The organism is Promicromonospora sp. NPDC090134 (assembly GCF_044746965.1).
Lineage (GTDB): Bacteria > Actinomycetota > Actinomycetes > Actinomycetales > Cellulomonadaceae > Promicromonospora.
In genome coordinates this window covers 1-18280 of sequence record NZ_JBIVCZ010000001.1, presented here as the reverse complement: position 1 = coordinate 18280, position 18280 = coordinate 1, and the positions used below count along the sequence as shown (strand labels likewise).

The following is an 18280-nucleotide window of genomic DNA, read 5'->3' as shown; positions in this document are numbered from 1 at the left end:
CGGGCTCGGCAGCGCGGCGCTCGCGGCCGTCGCGCCCTGGATCCTTCCTGACGGTCGGTAGCGGGGACGTCTACGTGGTGCAGGGCCTCGGCGTCGGGCAGCGCACGGGGAGCTGGACCGCCGCCGACGGCTACCGCCCGGTGAGCGCCGGCACCTACGACCTGGCCCTCGGGCCGGACGGCGGGACCCTGACGGTGCGCGGCACCCCGTCCGATCCCGTCATGCCGGCCGACCACACCATCGACTGCCACTGACGGGGATCAGCGCCCGTCGGGGTCCGCGAGCGGCGCGAGACACTCCGCCGGGAAACGACGAAGCCCCAGGTCGGAAGATTCTGACCTGGGGCTTCGTGCTGGAGCGGGTGACGGGAATCGAACCCGCGCTATCAGCTTGGGAAGCTGAAGTTCTACCATTGAACTACACCCGCAACGTCCGGTTCTGACCGGTTTTCTGCCGTTCCGGAATCCCGCTAGGGTTCCGCAACAGCGCCCGTGAACCTGGCGCGCGACCCGATCATACCCAAACTCGCCCGGATGCCCGAACCAGATCCGTGCGAGTGTCGCCGAGCAGCCGGAGCAGCAGTGAGCGAGCACCCCAGCGAGAAGCCGACCGAGCCGATCTACCAGGAGACGAAGCCCCTGCCCCCGCGGCCGCCGCAACCGCCGCAACCCCCGCAGGAGACGCGCGCGCTGCAGAAGCCGAAGTCCGGGTCCCCGGCCAAGGCCGGCCCCGCGAACTACCAGCAGCAGTACGACTACGACCGCCCCACCCCGCCGCCGGAGCACGTGCCGGGCCGCAAGTCGCGCATCACCGCGGGCCTGCTCGGGATCCTGCTCGGCGTCGTCGGGGCGCACCGGTTCTACCTGGGCTACAAGGGCCTGGGCTGGATCATGCTCCTCATCACGGCGGTCTCCCTGGGGCAGGCGTGGTTCGTGCCGGCGATCTGGGGCGCGATCGAGGGCATCCTCTACCTCGTGATGCGCAAGGGCTACTGGTCGGTGGACGCGAAGCACCGTCCGCTGCAGTGGTGACGGCCGCCCGCTGACGCGGCGACGTCGCCCCGGTGCGGACGGCGTCGCCCCCCGGACGGGGCGGCGCCTCCGCGCGCCGCCCAGTACCGTGTCCGGGTGCTCCTCTCCGACCGCGATATCCGTGCCGAGCTCGAGGCCGACCGTGTCGTCCTCGACCCGTACGACGCGTCGATGCTGCAGCCGTCGAGCATCGACGTGCGCCTCGACAAGTTCTTCCGGCTGTTCGACAACCACAAGTACCCGTTCATCGACCCGGCGGAGGACCAGCCCGAGCTGACGCGCCTCGTGGAGGCGGACAAGGGCGAGGCCTTCGTCCTGCACCCGGGGGAGTTCGTCCTGGGCAGCACCTTCGAGGCGGTCACGCTGCCCGACGACGTCGCGGCCCGCCTGGAGGGCAAGTCCTCCCTCGGCCGCCTCGGCCTGCTGACGCACTCGACGGCCGGTTTCATCGACCCGGGATTCAGCGGGCACGTCACGCTGGAGCTGAGCAACGTCGCGACGCTGCCGATCAAGCTGTGGCCGGGCATGAAGATCGGCCAGCTCTGCTTCTTCCGGCTCTCGTCGGCCTCCGAGCACCCGTACGGTTCGGACCTGTACGGGTCCCGCTACCAGGGCCAGCGCGGCCCGACGGCGTCCCGCTCCTCGCAGAACTTCCACCGCACCACGGTGTGACCCGGGCCTGACGGCCAGGGCCCGCGAGCGGTCCCACCGAGCGCCCCGACGGGCGTTCGCCGGGAGGTAGGCTCCGGGTGCCCGGCGCGGACCGGGCACCCGGACCGAGAAGGGACCCCGATGGCCGCTCCCCAGCTTCCTCTCCTGCCGCGCACGGTTGCGCAGGCGCACCAGGCCCGGCACGTGCTGACCGTGCCCGGTGACGTGGAGCTGGACGAGATCGAGGTCCTCGCGCTCTCCCGGTTCTCCGCCACCCGCTGGGACGTGGTCCCGGCCGGGATCCTCCCGGGCAACGTGGCCGGCGCCCCGCAGGGCCGCCGCGCGCAGGGCCGGGAGCCGGGCGTGCTGCGGGTCTCGCGGCACGCGGTGATGAACGGGCCGTACCAGCCTGTGGGCGACGGCTTCGACCTCGGCGTGCCGCCGGGCGCCGAGATGGCCTTCGACATCGTCTGCCACCGGGAGCGCGGCGAGCCGCCGTTCCCCGCGGGCGACCGCGACGGCGTCGGGCGAGCGTTCGCCGCTGCCATGCCCGAGCGCGAGGAGCGTCGCCTGATCGAGTGGCTCGTCGCCGTCGCGCGGCGCCTCGGCGGATCCCTCCGCCTGGACGTGGGCGGCCTCTGGGACACCGCCCCGGACGGTCCGACGACGCGTCCGGGCGCCGGCGTCGTGCTGACCCCCGACGCCGGGGCCGCGATCGACATGACCGTCTACTCCGACGTCTGGCTCGACCCGCAGGCCGCGCACGCCATCCTGCAGAAGGTGCACCCGCGCGCCCGGCTGCACATGGACGGCAAGGAGTGGGGCGGGCCGCCGGACGGCATCGCGGACAAGCCGCTCTACCGCGGCGAGACCATGGACCCGGAGCTGCGCAAGAAGCTGCACGCGGCCGCCGACGAGTACGACATCAAGGCGCTCACCGGCCCGCGCGTGCTGGACGGCTACGGCCTGGTGGTGGAGCTCGGCGTCGACGGCATCGTCTCGGTCGAGATCAGCGGCGAGGAGAAGCTGCCGCGCCTGCTGCGCGGCCTGCCGTGGGCCGAGCAGGGGGCGGTCTGCTACTGGGTGCACTGGGAGCCGCAGGACCTCGTGGAGTCGCAGCGGGAGGTCCCCAACATGGAGCTGCGGATCGCGCGCAAGCGCGCCGCGGAGCTGGTGGCCCGGCTCGCGGGCGCGATCCACGACGCCGCCGGCGGCGAGGTCGCCGACGAGGACGGCTTCCTGGTGGACCCGGCCGACCTATAGGCGCCCCGGCCTTTACCCGCCGCGCCGCCTCCGGGGTCGCACCCCGGAGGCAGCGGCGGGGGGTCAGAGGTACTGGCCGGGGGTCCGGCGCTCGCCCGACTCGTCGTCGGAGGCGCCGGGCAGGGTGGGCCCGCCGGGGCCGGCCGGGCCGAAGGCGCCAGTCCCGGGCGGCAGCGCGCGTCGCATCTGCGACAGCTGCGCCTGCGCCGCCATCTGCTGCGCGACGAGCGCCGTCTGGATGCCGTGGAACAGGCCCTCGAGCCAGCCCACGAGCTGCGCCTGCGCCACGCGCAGCTCCGCGTCGGACGGCGCGGAGTCGTCCGAGAACGGCAGCGTGATGCGGTGCAGCTCGTCGACCAGGTCGGGGGAGAGTCCGTCCTCGAGCTCGTGGATCGAGCGCTCGTGGATCTCGGCCAGGCGGGTCCGTGCGGCCTCGTCGAGCGGGGCGTCCCGCACCTCGTCGAGCAGCCGCTTGATCATGCCGCCTATGCGCATGACCTTGGCCGGCTCCTCGACCTGGCCCACGACGGCCTCGGCCTCGTCGACCTCGCGCTCGTCGCCGGCGCTCTCGGGCGCACGCTCCGGCGGCACGGCCGCGCCGTCGGGCGTCACCACCTGGGGGTGCGCGGCATGCTTCTGGTCACGGTGGTCGTCGGGTCGCTCGGCGGACTGGGGGGTGGCTCGCTCGTCGTTCATGGGTCCAGTCTTGCCCGAATCACCGGTCGTCTGCATTGCATTCCCGGGTGGGGAACGAAATTGTCGGCCATGCCTATATATAGGCATGCGTTGATCAGGGGACCAGGAGCACTTTGCCGAAGGCTTCTCCCGACTCCAGCAGATCGTGTGCCGACTGCGCTTCCGCGAACGGGATCCGAGCGTGAATCACCGGTCGAACACGGCCTGTGGCGAACAGTGGCCAGAGGTGTTGTTCGGTATCGGCGACGATGCGCGCCTTCTCCTCCGGTGGCCGGGACCGGAGCAGCGTCCCGGAGATGGTGCCGCGCCGGGCGAGGAGCGCGCTGAGGTCGAGCTCGCCGCGTCGCCCCTGCTGCATCCCGATGACCACCAGGCGACCCCCGCGGGCAAGGACGCGGACGTTGTCGCCCAGGGCGCCCCCGCCGAGCAGGTCGAGCACGACGTCGGCCCCGCGGCCGTCCGTGGCGGCCTGGACCACCTCGACGAAGTCCTCCTGCCGGTGGTCGACGACGACGTCGGCGCCGAGCTCGGCGCACCGCGCCGCGCGCTCCGGGCCGCCCGCCGTCGTGGCGACGTGGGCGCCGAGCGCCTTGGCCACCTGGATCGCGATGCTGCCGATGCCGCCGGACCCGCCGTGGACCAGCACCCACTCGCCGGGGCGCAGCCCGCCGACGTCGACGAGGTTGTTCCAGACCGTGCACGCGGCCTCGGGCAGGGCCGCGGCGTCGACCAGGTCCATGCCGTCCGGCACCGGCAGCACCTGGGTCTCCCGGACCGCGACCTCCTCCGCGTAACCGCCGCCCTCCAGCAGCGCGACGACCCGGTCCCCGGCGCGCCAGCGCGACACGCCGTGTCCGACACGCTTCACAGTTCCGGATATCTCAAGACCTGGCCAGTCCGGGGCATTCGCCGGAGGGGGGTAGTATCCGGCCCGTTGTAGCAGGTCAGCACGGTTCACTCCGGCGGCGGCGACGGTGATCACCACGTCGCTTTGGCCAGCATTCGGGTGGTTCAGGGATGAAATGGAGAGTTTCCCTGATGGCCCCGGTCCGGATATCGTGACGGCTCGCACATCGATGAAGCCTACTTCCGTGTGGCCTCACGAAGGTCGCCAGCGGAAACCGGGTGCCGGTAACTTGTACGCAGCACCGAGGGGTGTTCGGCGGGCACCACGCACGCCACCCCTTCCGGATCAGTGATGGAGAGAGGTACGCATGTTCCGCAGGTTGGGAGTGCGCGGGAAAGTTCTTGCGACACTGGTCACGCCTGCCGTCGTCCTGGTCATCGCTGCGGCGTACATCATCGGTCTCTCTGTGGCCGACGCGATGCGCGCGCAGCAGACCGCTGATCTCGTCGCAGCGCTCGAGTACCAGGACCAGGCAGGCACGGCGTTCGCGCAGGAGCGGGCGTACAACATCGTCGCGATGATCGACAGCGGCGCGACGGGTGACCAGGCCCGCGTCGCCCTGCTGCGGGGAACCCCGGAGATCGGGGAAGACGGCAAGCAGGTCATGGACAAGGACGGCAACCCGAAGTGGGCCGCCAAGGCAGCGCAGGCGCAGACGATCACTGCCCTCGACGCCCGTGACGACGAGCTGCTGGACATCGACATCTCGATGCTGGACCAGCGCGTCAAGGACGCCGTCACGCAGACCATCGAGGACCGCGCGGCCATCACCGATGTGCAGAAGAAGGTCGCGGAGGGCCGGCTCACCGAGCAGGTCGCGACCAAGGCCTACGGGACGTACATCGACGGCGCCCTCGAGGTGATGGACGCGATCGCGGACACCTCCGAGGACCGCGACCTGGGTACCCGCCTCGAGGCGTACTACTCGATCGACCAGCTCATGCTGACCAACACCTACGAGCGCCCGATCGTCGGCCTGACGCTCGGCGTCGTGGCGAACCACCCGCAGCACGAGGCCGCCGCCAGGTCCTTGGCGCTCCGCGCCGCCGACCTGGTGAACCTGGGTGACCGCGAGTGGGACAGCACGCAGGACCTCTTCGACCGCATCCCCGGCGAGTACCAGGTGCCGGGCATGGACGGCGTCTACGGCACCGTGCGCGGCTACGTCGCACGCGGTGACCTCACGTCCATCCAGCCGGCCCAGGCCGCCGCGTTCCAGGGCGAGTCCGCGAAGTGGGTCGAGGAGGGCCGCATCGTCCGTGACGCCGTCCGCCAGGACACCGCGGGCTTCGCCCAGGAGCGCGCCGACGTCGCCGCGAACCGCGCGTACCTCACCGGTGGCGTCGCGATCGCGGCCCTCGGCTTCTCGGTCATCATGGCGCTGGTCATCGCCCGCCGTCTGGTCTCCCCGCTGCGCCGCCTGACCCAGGCGGCCGGTGTGGTCCGTGACCGCCTCCCGACGCTGGTGGAGCAGGTGTCGGTGCCGGGCCAGGGGCCGAGCATCGACCTCGACCCGATCACCGTCGAGTCCTCGGACGAGATCGGCCAGCTCGCCGCGGCGTTCAACGACGTCAACAGGACGACCATCGACGTCGCCCGCGAACAGGCCGCCCTGCGTGGGTCGATCGCCGAGATGTTCGTCAACGTGGCCCGCCGTGACCAGGTGCTCCTGAACCGGCAGCTCGCGTTCCTCGACGACCTCGAGCGGTCCGAGGAGGACCCCTCGACGCTGTCGAACCTGTTCCGCCTCGACCACCTCGCGACCCGTATGCGACGCAACGCGGAGTCCCTGCTCGTCCTCGCGGGCATCGACTCCGGTCGTCGCGTGCGCCAGCCGATGCCGGTCTCCGACGTCATCCGTACCGCGTCGTCCGAGATCGAGCTGTACGACCGGGTCCGCCTGAACCTCGTCGTCGACCCGATGATGCTGGGCCACAACGCGCTGAACGCGGCGCACCTGCTGGCCGAGCTCCTGGAGAACGCGACGATGTTCTCCGAGCCGCACACGCCGGTCGAGGTCACCACGGCCCGTGACGAGCAGTTCGTCACCGTCGTGGTCCGCGACCACGGCCTCGGGATGAACCCCCAGGAGGTCGCGGAGGCGAACCGCAAGGTCGCCAGCCACGCCGCGTCGGACGCCGTCGGCGCCCAGCGCCTCGGCCTCTACGTGGTCGGCCGCCTCTCGGACCGCCTCGGCGCCCAGGTGGCGTTCGGTCCGGGCGAGGGCGGCACGGGTACCGAGGTGACGGTCCGCTTCCCGGCGGTGCTGTTCATGCCGGACAACGCGATGCCGCTGCCGATGCCGACCGACCCGCTGGAGGCCAACACGCAGGCGGCCGCCTCGCAGTTCAACGGCGGCGTGGCCACCGGTCCGGGCACCGGCGCGATGCGGGGCGCGGGCGCACCCACCAGCGGATTCGGCTCGCCGGCCGTGACGGCGGCGTCCCCGGCCACCACGTCCGTGCCGCAGCAGGGCGGCATGCCGGTCCCGACCGGTACGTCTCAGATCGCAGCGGCCGCGTTCGCGGCCCAGCCGGCCCCGGTCGCGCAGCCGGTCGACCTCAACGCCCTCACCGACGGCACGACGGCGCTCGGCCTGGCCCGGCGTCGTAGCTCGACGGCGGCCCTCCCGGTGGCGGAGACGACGCCGACCGGCTCGATCGTGCTGCCGGAGATCCAGACCCCGTCGCTCCCGCAGGGGTACCAGGCCGACGACAACGCCTGGGCCCCGCCGTCGAACGTGTCCGAGGGCAGCTCGCTCCCGAGCCGCCAGCGCGCACCGCAGCCGGTCGAGCCGGTGGCCCCGGTGTTCGAGGACACCACGCCGGCCGCGGTCGACGTGGACCAGCGCAGCGCGCTCTTCTCGAGCTTCCGCTCGCTGAACACGATCGATCCCGTCGAGGGCAGCACGCAGTCGCTGCAGCTCGACCCGATCACGCAGGACCCGGCGGCACTGCCCGGCATGTCCGACACCGACGTGATGCGGTTCCCGGCGGCGGGCGGTGGCAGGCCTCCTGCGGCTCCTGCTCCGGCGCAGAGCTTCGGGGTGCAGCCCGAGCGGTTCGGCCGGTTCCAGGGCGACGAGTTGCAGTCCCAGGGCTTCGGGGCGGAGGCCCCGGAGGGCCCCGACTCGTCGTTCGAGGCGCTGCCCGCGTTCGAGGAGCTCATGGCGGACCTCCCGAGCCGTCGCTCGACGGCCTCGGGTGCCCAGCAGGGCAAGCCGGCCCAGAAGCGGGGCCTCTTCGGCCGCCGCCCGGGCCAGCCCGCCACCGGCGAGCTCCGGGCCTACCAGCCCCAGGAGCAGCGTCCGGCATCGCGTCCGATCCAGACCGTCGCGAGCCCCGTGGCCGGCCCGCCGACCTTCGGCGCCCCGGTCGTGCCCGCCCCGAACGTCGAGACGCAGGGCTTCCCGACGCAGGGCATCCAGACGTCGGGCTTCGCCACGCAGAACTTCCCGACCCAGAACCTCCCGGCGCAGAACTTCCAGGCACCGAGCGGTCCGCCCCAGGGCAGCCCCGCTCCGCTGACCGGCGCCTTCCCGGCGCAGGCACCGGAGGTTCCCGTCGCGGACCCGACATACCAGCGGGGTTACCAGGAGGGCTACCAGAAGGCGGTCCAGGAGTCGCTGACGTCGGCGCTGCCGGCGCTGCCGGCCCCTCCCGCCGGTGGCACCGTCCCCCTGCCCGCCGCACAGGCGCAGGCCCCGGCCCCCGCCCCCGGCACCAACCCGTTCGTGGACGCGGCGCCCCGCGCGGCCGCCGCACCGCTGGCTCCGGCCCCGCCGGCTCCGGCCCCGGCGGCTCCCGCCCCCGAGCGCGTGCCCACCTCGTTCGCGTCGGCACCGGCCACCCAGGCCGTGCCCGTGGCGGACGTGCAGCAGGCCTTCGAGCAGCAGGCCTTCGAGCCTCCCGCCCGCGAGTTCAGCGAGCCGTACCCGACGGGCGCCGTGTACGACCCGTCGTACGGTTCGTCGGCCCCGCTCGCCAAGCGAGCCGCCGGGACCGACGGCGACGGGAAGGACCCCCTAGACCCCGAGTACGTGCGTGACTCGGTGGAGGCACGGTCGGAATGGACCGCCTCGGCAGTGCTCTACGAGGAGATGACGAGCCTTCTCCGTCGAGGGGCTTATCAGGAAGATGATGTGAAAGAGAACGACTCGTACCGTCCGGCAGCCGTCAATACCGAGGTTGCCAGCGGTGGGCTGACCCGCCGTACCCGCGGTGCCTCCGGCACCGGTGCGGACCCAGCTGTCGAGCGGCTCTCTGCTCGCATCGACCGTGATCCCGAGCAGCTTCGCTCACGTCTCTCGGCGTTCCAGTCGGCCACCGCGCGTGGCCGGTCGGAGTCCGTGGACGAGGGCAAGTCGGAGCACGAGAACGGCAAGAACGGCGGTGGGGACTCGACGTGGGCACCCTCGACCGTGAATCATGTCCCTGACTCAGCGCCGCAGTCGCGGTGACAAGCGCGTCTGTGGATTCTGACTAGGAGGAACAGAGTGACCCTCAGCACCGAAGCAACCAATTTCGGTTGGCTGCTCGACAACTTCGTGCGTACCGTTCCCGGCAGTCGGCACACGCTCGTCGTGTCGGCAGACGGCCTGCTCATGGCGATGTCCGACCAGCTCGACCGCACCAGCGGCGACCAGCTCGCGGCGATCGTCTCCGGTATGTCAAGCCTCACGCGTGGAGCTTCTCGGCAGCTCAACGGCGGTAACGTCCGTCAGGCGATCATCGAGATGGACAACGGCTTCCTCTTCCTGATGAACGTCTCGAACGGGTCCGTGCTCGGCGTCGTCGCGGAGGCCACGTGCGACATCGGCCTCATCGGCTACGAGATGGCTCTCCTGGTGTCGCGCACCGAGGCCACCCTCACGCCGCAGCTCATCTCGGAGATGCGTGGCAGCCTCCCGGTCGATGGGCAGACCCGAGCCGCCAGCGTGGGATGAGGACTCGACCATGACGTACGCACCTTTCGGTTCCCAGGGGCAGGGGGACGTCCGTGAGACGTCCACCGTGCGCCCCTATGCGGTCACCGGAGGCCGGGTGCGGTCGGAGCTGTCCGACCTGCCGCTCGAGGCCCTCGTGGAGGTTCTTCCCGGGGCAGTCAGCAGTTTCGGACTGCCTCCCGAGAAGCGCGCGATCCTCCAGCACGCCGCGCACACGTACGTGTCGATCGCCGAGCTCTCGGCCCTTCTGCGGCTGCCCCTGGGTGTCGTCCGGATCCTTGTGGCGGACATGCAGGAGGAAGGGCACGTCACCGTGCACACCTCGACACCGGTTAACGTCCACACAGGCCACGGCAGCTCGAACTCGGGCCTGTCGCTGAGCGTCTTGGAGAGTGTTCTTAATGGCATTTCCGCCCTCTGACGGCGGGGCCCGTAGCGGTCCCAACTGGGCCCCGGTGTCGGGTAACGCCGGCACCGCGACCGCTTCTTCGAACGCGCCCGCGCGCCAGAGTGTGCTGGGTGGCGGCGGTGGCGCCTCGGCGCCGACCGCGCAGGCGTCCCGTCCGGCGCAGGCTCAGCCCGCGCCGCCGGTGATGCAGCAGGCACCGGCGGCCAACGCCGGCGCGCAGGCCGCTCCCGGTGCGCAGCCCGCGGCCGAGCGCACCGCGCCGACCGTCGTCAAGATCGTCGTCGCCGGTGGCTTCGCGGTGGGCAAGACCACGTTCATCGGCTCGATCTCCGACGTGGAGCCGCTGAACACCGAGGCTGCCATGACGGAGCACTCGGTCGGCGTGGACGACGCCGGTGGCGTGACCGACCGCAAGACCACCACCACGGTGGCCATGGACTTCGGCCGCGTGGAGCTGCCGGGCAACCTGTGGCTGTACCTGTTCGGTACCCCGGGCCAGGACCGCTTCCTCTTCATGTGGGACGACCTGGTGCGCGGTGCGATCGGTGCCGTCGTCCTGGTCGACACGGACCGCCTGGAGCAGTGCTTCCCGGCCATCGACTACTTCGAGTCGTGCAACATCCCGTTCGTCGTGGGCGTGAACTGCTTCGACGGCGTGGCCAAGCACCGGCTCGAGGACGTGCGCGAGGCGCTGCAGATCCCCTCGCACGTGCCGATGCTCTACACGGACGCGCGTTCGCGTGCGGCGACCAAGCAGACGCTGATCGCGCTGGTCCAGCTCGCGATGCGCCAGCTCCGCTCCGGCGCGCAGGCGCAGGGCTGAGTCGCTCTCCAGCACTTCGCGGACGGCGGGCCACCCTGGGGGCGGCCCGCCGTCGCTGTCCCGCCGGACGATAGACTGTGGGGCCGCGCCGGCCCCCCTGCAGGGGTGAACGGCGCGAGGAGGGCTGACAGAGCGGCCTAATGTGACGGTCTTGAAAACCGTTGTGCGGCAACGCACCGGGGGTTCGAATCCCTCGCCCTCCGCAGGGCACAGGACGACGGCCGGGATCCTGGGATCCCGGCCGTCGTCCTTCTCACGTGTTCTCCGGGCTCAGCTGATCCCCACGATGGGCAGGCGCAGCGCCGCGGGAGCGGCCTCGGGCACCACCGGGGCGGTCGGACGGACCGGGTCGACCGGCCGGTAGGCCGACCCGAGGACGGGCCGGCCGTCCTGGTCGCCCGCGTTGGGCCACAGCGCGCACGCCCGCTCGGCCTGCGCCGTGATGGTGAGCGACGGGTTCACCCCGAGGTTCGCTGTCACGGCCGAGCCGTCCATGACGTGCAGGCCCTCGTGCCCGAACATCCGCAGGTACGGGTCGACGACGCCGTCCGCGGCGTCGGAGCCGATGGCGCAGCCGCCGAGGATGTGCGCGGTCAGCGGGATGTTGAAGGGGTCGCCGATCGTGCCGCCCGCGATGCCCTCGACGCCGTCGTCGCCCATCGTGTCCGCCATGCGCCGCACCGCCTCGTGGCCCTCCGGGATCCAGCTCGGGTTGGGCGCGCCGGTGCCCTGCCGGGAGGTCATGTACCGGCCGAACGGCGACCGCCGGGTCAGCGTGGTCAGCGAGTTGTCGTGGGCCTGCATGACCAGGGCGATGACCGTCCGCTCGGACCATCGGCGCCAGTCCATCAGCACCGGCAGCCACCTGAGGTTCTTGCCCATCTCGCCGAACCAGCGGAAGAACCGGTGCGGCCCGCCGTCGACCAGGATGTGCTGCAGCGCGGCCATGACGTTGGAGCCGTGGCCGTAGCGCACGGGCTCGATGTGGGTGCTCTCGTTCGGGTAGAACGACGAGGTGATCGCGAGGCCGCGCGAGTAGTCCGTCGAGCCGACCTTGTGCGTCATCGCGCCCAGCAGTGCCTCGGAGTTGGTGCGGGTGAGGTGCCCGAGCCGATTCGACAGGCCCGGCAGCGTGCCGGCGTCCTTCATGGCATGCAGCAGGCGTTGCGTGCCGAGCGTGCCGGCGGCGAACACGACCTGCTTCGCCGTGAGCGTGCGCCGCCCGGCCCACCTCCGGCCGGTGCGGTGCGTGCGGATCTCGTAGCCGCCGCCTTCCGCCTCGGGTCGCGGCCGGACGACGTCGGCGGTGGTGAGCGGGTGCACCACGGCGCCCGCGCGCTCCGCGAGGTAGAGGTAGTTCTTGACCAGGGTGTTCTTGGCGCCGTGCCGGCAGCCGGTCATGCACTCGCCGCACTCGATGCAGCCCGTCCGCTCCGGCCCCGCCCCGCCGAAGAACGGGTCGGCGGCCCGGCGGCCCGGCGACGGCGCCTCCGCGCCGCCCGGCCCGAAGTACACGCCCACCCGGGTGGGTCGGAACGTCTCGCCCACGCCCATGTCGTCCGCGACGGACCGGATGACGTCGTCCGCAGGGGAGCGGCCGTGGTACCGGACGACGCCGAGCATGCGCTCCGCCTGGTCGTAGTACGGCGCGAGCTCGGACTTCCAGTCGGCGATGTGGGACCAGGCGGGGTCGGCGTAGAACGGGTCCAGCGGGCGGTAGAGGGTGTTGGCGTACACCAGCGACCCGCCGCCCACGCCCGCGCCCGTCAGGCACAGCACGTTGCGCAGCAGGCGCACCCGCTGGATCCCGTAGCACCCCAGGGCGGGCGCCCACAGGAACTGCTTGAGGTGCCAGGAGTTCTTGGCGAACTCGCCGTCCTCGAACCGGCGTCCCGCCTCGAGCACGCCCACCCTGTAGCCCTTCTCCGTGAGGCGGAGGGCAGCCACACTGCCACCGAAACCCGAGCCGATCACCAAGACGTCGTAGTCCATGACCGCGAATGTACCCGTTATTGACGCTGTATGAAATACGCTGCCGGACGCCGTCCGGCTCCGTGCGGGGGCGTCCCGCGCGCGTCGCGGACCACCTCGGCTCGGACGGAAAATCGGCAGGATCTCGCGGATGTCGCACCGTCGCGCGTGCCGCCGACCGTCCCGCTTTGCTCAGGTCGCCGTGCGGCAGGTAGCCTGGGCCGCGCGGCACCGCCCTGCCTGGGTAGAGGCTGTCGCGAGGAGACGTCGCATAGTCAGGTCTAGTGCGCCACCCTGCTAAGGTGGTAACGGGGCAACCCGTTCGAGGGTTCAAATCCCTCCGTCTCCGCCAGGAAGGTCCCGGCCGCGCGTGACGCCCGGGGCCTTTTCTGTGAGAGGCTTCGGCACGCAGGTTCAGGGCTGTGACGGAGTTCTCCTCGGGAAGCGCGGATTTGAGTTTGGGCCCGCGCCGAACAGGCGGTAATGTTCTCGTCGGTCGGCCGTGTGAACGGCAGGCAGACAGCAAGTTGTACGACCAGCGCCCGTAGCTCAACGGATAGAGCATCTGACTACGGATCAGAAGGTTGGGGGTTCGAATCCCTTCGGGCGCACAGTGACAGAGCCCCTCGCCGGCACCAGCCGGTGGGGGGCTCTTCTCATGCCCACGTCGCGATCCGGTCACGGTTGCGACCGGGGCCGCCGAACCATTGACCCGGCCTCCGGCTGATCGCTACCTTCACCTGCGGCACACCCGTTCGGAGAACGACCAGGGTCGCGGGCGTCGGAGCTCAACGGTGCGTTCCGTCGTCGGACCAGGGGAGGCCCGGGCGGGCGTGCTGCCAAAGGCGCGGCTCCTGGTCGCCCGCGGGCGACCTGGTGCGAAGTGCCGGATGCTCAGCCAGGATGCGAAGCGGACGCGCTGACGGCATGGAGGAACCCGAGATGAGCGAGACCGTGCAGGACGCCGGAACCCGGTCGGGTGAGTTCGTGCAGTCCCTGGAGCGCGGACTGGCCGTGATCCGCGCGTTCGGCGCGGACCGGGCGCGGATGACCCTGAGCGAGGTGGCCCGCGAGGCCGCCCTCAGCCGCGCGTCGGCACGACGCTTCCTGCACACCCTGGTGGAGCTCGGCTACGTCGTCACGGACGGGCGCGTGTTCGCCCTGCGTCCCCAGGTGCTCGAGCTCGGGTACGCCTACCTGTCGAGCCTGACCCTGCCGGAGGTGGCCCAGCCGCACCTGGAGCGTCTCGCGGAGGATGTCGGGGAGTCGTCGTCGGTCGCGGTGCTCGACGGCGCGGAGATCGTCTACGTGGCCCGGGTCGCCACGCACCGGATCATGTCGGCGGCGATCCAGGTGGGCACGCGGTTCCCGGCGTCCGCCACCTCGATGGGCCGTGCGGTCCTCGCCCACCTGCCCCACGGGGACCGCGACGACTTCCTGGGCGCCGTCGCCCTGGAGCCGCTCACCCCGCACACGATCGTCGATCCGGAGCTGTTGCGCGCGGAGCTGGACCGGGTGCGGGGGCAGGGCTGGGCGCTCGTCGACCAGGAGCTGGAGGAGGGGCTCCGGTCGCTGGCCGCACCCCTGCGGGACCGGGCCGGCCGGGTGGTGGGCGCGGTGAACGTGTCTGCCCCCGTGCGCCGTGGCGCGGTCGACGAGCTGGTGGCCGAGTTCCTGCCGGCGCTGCTGCGGGCGGCCGGCGAGATCGAGGCGGATCTGGCCCGTACCCGCGCCTGAGCCGGCTGTTACGGTGGTCGTACGCATACGGAACTTGTGTGCGCACTGCGAACAGCAGAGGTGCGAATCGATGAGGCAGGCATTCGTCTACGACGCCGTGCGTACGCCGTTCGGCCGCTACGGCGGAGCGCTCGCGGGAGTGCGACCGGACGACCTGGCGGCCTTCGTCGTCGGCGAGCAGGTGCGCCGGGCGCCCGGGCTGGACCCGGCAAGGATCGACGACGTGGTCCTCGGCAACGCGAACGGCGCCGGCGAGGAGAACCGGGACGTGGCGCGGATGGCGGTGCTGCTGGCCGGGCTGCCGCTGTCGGTGCCCGGGGTGACGGTCAACCGGCTGTGCGGCTCGTCGCTCGACGCCGCCGTGCAGGCTGCCCGCGCAGTCGAGACGGGCGACGCCGACGTCGTCGTGGCCGGCGGGGTCGAGTCCATGAGCCGCGCGCCGTGGGTGCTGCCCAAGCCGGAGCGGGCCTACCCCGCGGGGGGTGCCGAGCTGGTGTCGACCACGCTGGGCTGGCGCCTGGTCAACGCGAGGATGCAGCCGGACTGGACGGTCTCCCTCGGGGAGGCGACCGAGCGGCTGCGCGAGAAGTACGGCGTCACGCGGGAGCGGCAGGACGAGTTCGCCCTGCGCAGCCACCGCCTGGCGCACGAGGCCTGGGAGGCCGGCCGCTACGACGACCTGGTCACCGCCGTGCCCGGGACGGACCTGCACCGCGACGAGCCCGTCCGCCCGGACGGCACCCTGGAGAAGCTGGCTGCCCTCAAGCCCTCCTTCCGGTCGGACGGTGGCACCATCACGGCGGGCAACGCCTCCCCGCTGACGGACGGCGCGAGCGCCGCCCTGATCGGCTCCGAGGCAGCGGCGGGCCTGACCGGTCTGGAACCGCTGGCCCGGATCGCGGGCCGCGCCGCGGTCGCGAACGAGCCGCAGTACTTCGGCTACGCCCCCGTGGCGGCCGCCGAGCGCGCGCTCGCGAAGAGCGGCATCGGCTGGGCCGACGTCGGCGCCGTCGAGCTCAACGAGGCGTTCGCCGCGCAGTCGCTCGTCTGTGTCGACGCGTGGGGCGTCGACCCGGAGATCGTGAACGCGTGGGGCGGCGCGACGGCGCTCGGGCACCCGCTCGGCGCCTCGGGTACCCGGATCCTCGGCACGCTCGCCCGCCGGCTGATCGTCGAGCGGCAGCGCTGGGGAGTGGCCGCGATCTGCATCGGCGTCGGCCAGGGTGTGGCCGTGGTCCTCGAGAACGCGCGGGCTGCCGCATGATCGTCCAGGTCGCACCGACCGCCCTGGCGGCGGTGGGCGACGTCGCCGACGGCTCGACCGTGATGATCGGCGGCTTCGGACCGGCGGGGCAGCCGGTGGAGCTGATCGAGGCGCTCCTGGAGCAGGGCGCCGCCGACCTCGTCGTCGTCTCCAACAACGCGGGCAACGGCGAGGACGCGCTGGCCCGGCTGATCCTGGAGCGCCGGGTGCGCAAGATCGTGTGCTCGTTCCCGCGCCAGGTGGACTCGTGGCACTTCGACGCCGCGTACCGTGCGGGCGAGATCGAGCTGGAGCTGGTGCCGCAGGGCAACCTGGCCGAGCGGATCCGCGCGGCCGGCGCCGGCCTGGGCGGCTTCTTCACGCCCACCGGCTTCGGCACACCCCTCGCCGAGGGCAAGGAGACGCGCGTGGTCGACGGCGTCCCGATGGTCCTCGAGTCGCCGCTCCCCGCCGACGTCGCGCTGGTCAAGGCCTTCCGGGCCGACGGCGTCGGCAACCTCGTCTACCGCAGGACGGCCCGGAACTTCGGGCCCGTCATGGCCACGGCCGCCCGGCGGACCGTGGCGCAGGTGCGGGAGGTGGTGCCGGTCGGGTCGATCGACCCCGAGACCGTGGTGACGCCCGGCATCTACGTCGACGCCGTCGTGGCGATCGACAGCGTGACGACGCTGGCGGGTGCGCAGGCCGGAGCACAGGGTTCGGCCTCATGAGTGCCGAGACGGTCGCGGCGGGCTCGCGGAGCGGGTCTCCTCTGTCCAGGGCGCAGCTGGCGGCGCGTGTGGCCGCCGACATCGCGCCGGGCTCCTACGTGAACCTGGGCATCGGCCTGCCGACGCTCGTGGCCGACCACCTCCCCGCCGGGTCGGGCATCACGCTGCACACGGAGAACGGTTTGCTCGGGATGGGCCCGGCGCCGGAACCGGACGCCGCGGACCCCGAGCTCATCAACGCGGGCAAGGTCCCCGTGACCGAGCTTCCCGGCGCCTCGTACTTCCACCAGGCCGACTCGTTCGCCATGATGCGCGGCGGCCACATCGACGTCTGCGTGCTGGGGGCGTTCCAGGTGTCGACGTCGGGGGACCTCGCGAACTGGTCCACGGGCCGGCCGGGGGCAGTGCCCGCGGTGGGCGGGGCGATGGACCTCGCGGTGGGCGCCCGGCGGAGCGTCGTCATGATGACCCTGCTGACCAAGGACGGTCAGCCCAAGCTGGTGGAGGAGTGCACGCTGCCGCTCACCGGGGTGGGCTGCGTGTCCCGGATCTACAGCGACATCGCGGTGATCGACGTCGGGCCGGGAGTCCCGGGTGGCGGCGGCGCACGCGTCGTCGAGACGTACGGGGTCACGCACGGTGAGCTCGAGGAGCTGCTCGGGCTGCGCCTGGGCTAGGGCCGGTACCCGCAGTTCTCCTGTCGCGTGGCGTGGCGCGGCCGTGCACCCCCTTCAGGGCGGATGGCGAAATCTGAACCAAAGATTACGCAGACATGGCCGACCGGGAGAGTTCTTGGTCTACGCCCGGGCTAGGGGCCGCGGTCGGGGCCGATAAGCCGGTCTGACATGGCTCCGGCGCGTGCGGACCAGATGCCCTCTTGGAAAAACACGCGGTGAACAGCGCTTCTGTGTCGGCCATCACGCGCCCTGGCTTTGACGGGTCCTGCGGGCTGACGTAATGTTCTCGTTGTTCGCCCGGCAGGGAGGTACGGACAGGAAGCGCGTAGAGCGTGACTGGCCGGTCCCGGGGCGGAAACCACCTCAAGATCTCAGGGGGCCTCGTGCGCTCTGGAACGGGGGTGGGCTTGCCGGACAGGCGCCCCGATGCATGGATCCTGAACAGGATGCTTGCGCTGGGGAGCGTGGTAGGGTAAGTTACAGAGGTTGCCTCCGAACGGGGATGACGCGGCTAGCGTCGCGATCCACGGCGGGTGGTTCCCCTTCCTCTGCAGATCATCAAGGTTTCATGCTTTGAATGGTCGGCGAAAAATGGGGTCAGAATTCCTTCGGGTACTCGAAGAATTCTCCCGGCCAGTCGGCCGGCGGGGATTTGGAAAAGTCCGAAAGGGCCTGGTAAGTTGAAGTCACTGCCCCGGACAGGGAAGCGAACGAAAAGATCGCGACTCTGACGGTGTGCGTCGGTTGTTTGAGAACTCAACAGTGTGCTTGATAGTCAATGCCAATTATTTGACTCTCACGTTTCAGGTCGCATCGCCAGCATGGTGGTGTGGACGGGATCGATGGGGGTCTTTTTTGGATCGGATCAATTAACCAGTTTGGTTTTGGTCTGGCCAGTATCATTGTTCGCACCTGCTTCTGGTGGGTGTGGATGTTTCTCTTTTACGGAGAGTTTGATCCTGGCTCAGGACGAACGCTGGTGGCGTGCTTAACACATGCAAGTCGAACGGTGATGCCCAGCTTGCTGGGTGGATCAGTGGCGAACGGGTGAGTAACACGTGAGCAACCTGCCCCTCACTTCGGGATAAGCCTTGGAAACGAGGTCTAATACCGGATATGAGCACTTACCGCATGGTGGGTGTTGGAAAGTTTTTCGGTGGGGGATGGGCTCGCGGCCTATCAGCTTGTTGGTGGGG

15 protein-coding genes, 4 tRNA genes and 1 rRNA gene are annotated in these 18280 nt (G+C 71.2%); 16 read left to right on the top strand and 4 right to left on the bottom strand.

Going from position 1 to position 18280, the window contains the following annotated elements; all coding sequences use genetic code 11:
• Positions 1-74 precede the first annotated feature (74 nt).
• Positions 75-254, top strand: coding sequence for a hypothetical protein (locus ACIPN7_RS00100; RefSeq protein WP_400536737.1), 180 nt, complete (start codon positions 75-77; stop codon positions 252-254).
• A gap of 99 nt (positions 255-353) precedes the next feature.
• Here ACIPN7_RS00100 and ACIPN7_RS00095 read toward each other — a convergent pair.
• Positions 354-427, bottom strand: a tRNA-Gly gene (locus ACIPN7_RS00095).
• 154 nt (positions 428-581) lie between these two features.
• On the opposite strand from ACIPN7_RS00095, the gene ACIPN7_RS00090 reads away from it, so the two are divergent.
• From ACIPN7_RS00090 to ACIPN7_RS00080, 3 genes are all read left to right on the top strand, one after another.
• Entirely contained in the window at positions 582-1031 is a 450-nt protein-coding gene (locus tag ACIPN7_RS00090) for a TM2 domain-containing protein (protein WP_400536735.1), read from the top strand.
• A gap of 96 nt (positions 1032-1127) precedes the next feature.
• Positions 1128-1703: a dCTP deaminase gene (dcd, locus tag ACIPN7_RS00085; RefSeq protein ID WP_400536733.1), complete on the top strand. Its 576-nt coding sequence runs from the start codon at positions 1128-1130 to the stop codon at positions 1701-1703.
• A 120-nt stretch (positions 1704-1823) separates the two neighbouring features.
• A complete protein-coding gene (locus ACIPN7_RS00080; RefSeq protein WP_400536731.1) occupies positions 1824-2945 on the top strand; it encodes a hypothetical protein in 1122 nt (373 codons plus the stop codon).
• Between the two features lie 63 nt (positions 2946-3008).
• Here the strand turns inward: ACIPN7_RS00080 and ACIPN7_RS00075 are convergent, their stop codons facing one another.
• Positions 3009-3641: a bacterial proteasome activator family protein gene (locus tag ACIPN7_RS00075; protein WP_400536729.1), complete on the bottom strand. Its 633-nt coding sequence runs from the start codon at positions 3639-3641 to the stop codon at positions 3009-3011.
• A 94-nt stretch (positions 3642-3735) separates the two neighbouring features.
• Positions 3736-4713, bottom strand: coding sequence for an NAD(P)H-quinone oxidoreductase (locus ACIPN7_RS00070; RefSeq protein WP_400536727.1), 978 nt, complete (start codon positions 4711-4713; stop codon positions 3736-3738).
• A 142-nt stretch (positions 4714-4855) separates the two neighbouring features.
• Here ACIPN7_RS00070 and ACIPN7_RS00065 point away from each other — a divergent pair, with 142 nt between their 5' ends.
• The 5 genes from ACIPN7_RS00065 (at position 4856) to ACIPN7_RS00045 (ending at position 10928) form a co-directional block, all read left to right on the top strand.
• Positions 4856-9007: an ATP-binding protein gene (locus tag ACIPN7_RS00065; protein WP_400536725.1), complete on the top strand. Its 4152-nt coding sequence runs from the start codon at positions 4856-4858 to the stop codon at positions 9005-9007.
• A gap of 36 nt (positions 9008-9043) precedes the next feature.
• The gene (locus tag ACIPN7_RS00060) at positions 9044-9493 is read left to right on the top strand and encodes a roadblock/LC7 domain-containing protein (RefSeq protein ID WP_020017525.1); all 450 of its coding nucleotides are present in this window, start codon (positions 9044-9046) and stop codon (positions 9491-9493) included.
• Positions 9494-9503: 10 nt separating this feature from the next.
• Positions 9504-9914, top strand: coding sequence for a DUF742 domain-containing protein (locus ACIPN7_RS00055; protein ID WP_020017526.1), 411 nt, complete (start codon positions 9504-9506; stop codon positions 9912-9914).
• Positions 9915-10005: 91 nt separating this feature from the next.
• Positions 10006-10725: a GTP-binding protein gene (locus tag ACIPN7_RS00050; protein ID WP_400539122.1), complete on the top strand. Its 720-nt coding sequence runs from the start codon at positions 10006-10008 to the stop codon at positions 10723-10725.
• 118 nt (positions 10726-10843) lie between these two features.
• Positions 10844-10928: transfer RNA gene (locus ACIPN7_RS00045), tRNA-Ser, on the top strand.
• 67 nt (positions 10929-10995) lie between these two features.
• On the opposite strand, the gene ACIPN7_RS00040 is transcribed toward ACIPN7_RS00045, so the two are convergent.
• Positions 10996-12717, bottom strand: coding sequence for a GMC oxidoreductase (locus tag ACIPN7_RS00040; RefSeq protein WP_400536722.1), 1722 nt, complete (start codon positions 12715-12717; stop codon positions 10996-10998).
• 239 nt (positions 12718-12956) lie between these two features.
• Here ACIPN7_RS00040 and ACIPN7_RS00035 point away from each other — a divergent pair.
• The 7 genes from ACIPN7_RS00035 to ACIPN7_RS00005 all read left to right on the top strand — a co-directional run.
• Positions 12957-13048: transfer RNA gene (locus tag ACIPN7_RS00035), tRNA-Ser, on the top strand.
• Positions 13049-13234: 186 nt separating this feature from the next.
• Positions 13235-13307 (top strand) — tRNA-Arg (locus ACIPN7_RS00030).
• Between the two features lie 331 nt (positions 13308-13638).
• Entirely contained in the window at positions 13639-14433 is a 795-nt protein-coding gene (locus tag ACIPN7_RS00025; protein WP_400536720.1) for an IclR family transcriptional regulator C-terminal domain-containing protein, read from the top strand.
• 70 nt (positions 14434-14503) lie between these two features.
• Positions 14504-15697, top strand: coding sequence for a thiolase family protein (locus ACIPN7_RS00020; RefSeq protein WP_400536718.1), 1194 nt, complete (start codon positions 14504-14506; stop codon positions 15695-15697).
• Positions 15694-16407 carry a 3-oxoacid CoA-transferase subunit A gene (locus tag ACIPN7_RS00015; RefSeq protein WP_400536716.1) on the top strand — a complete coding sequence of 238 codons (714 nt, stop codon included), beginning with the start codon at positions 15694-15696 and terminating at the stop codon, positions 16405-16407. Before ACIPN7_RS00020 ends, ACIPN7_RS00015 begins: the two co-directional genes overlap by 4 nt.
• Positions 16404-17084, top strand: a complete 681-nt coding sequence (locus ACIPN7_RS00010; RefSeq protein ID WP_400536714.1) for a 3-oxoacid CoA-transferase subunit B — start codon at positions 16404-16406, stop codon at positions 17082-17084. The genes ACIPN7_RS00015 and ACIPN7_RS00010 overlap by 4 nt, the downstream gene beginning before the upstream one ends.
• Positions 17085-18025: 941 nt before the next feature.
• Positions 18026-18280: ribosomal RNA gene (locus ACIPN7_RS00005) — 16S ribosomal RNA — on the top strand; the annotation flags it as partial.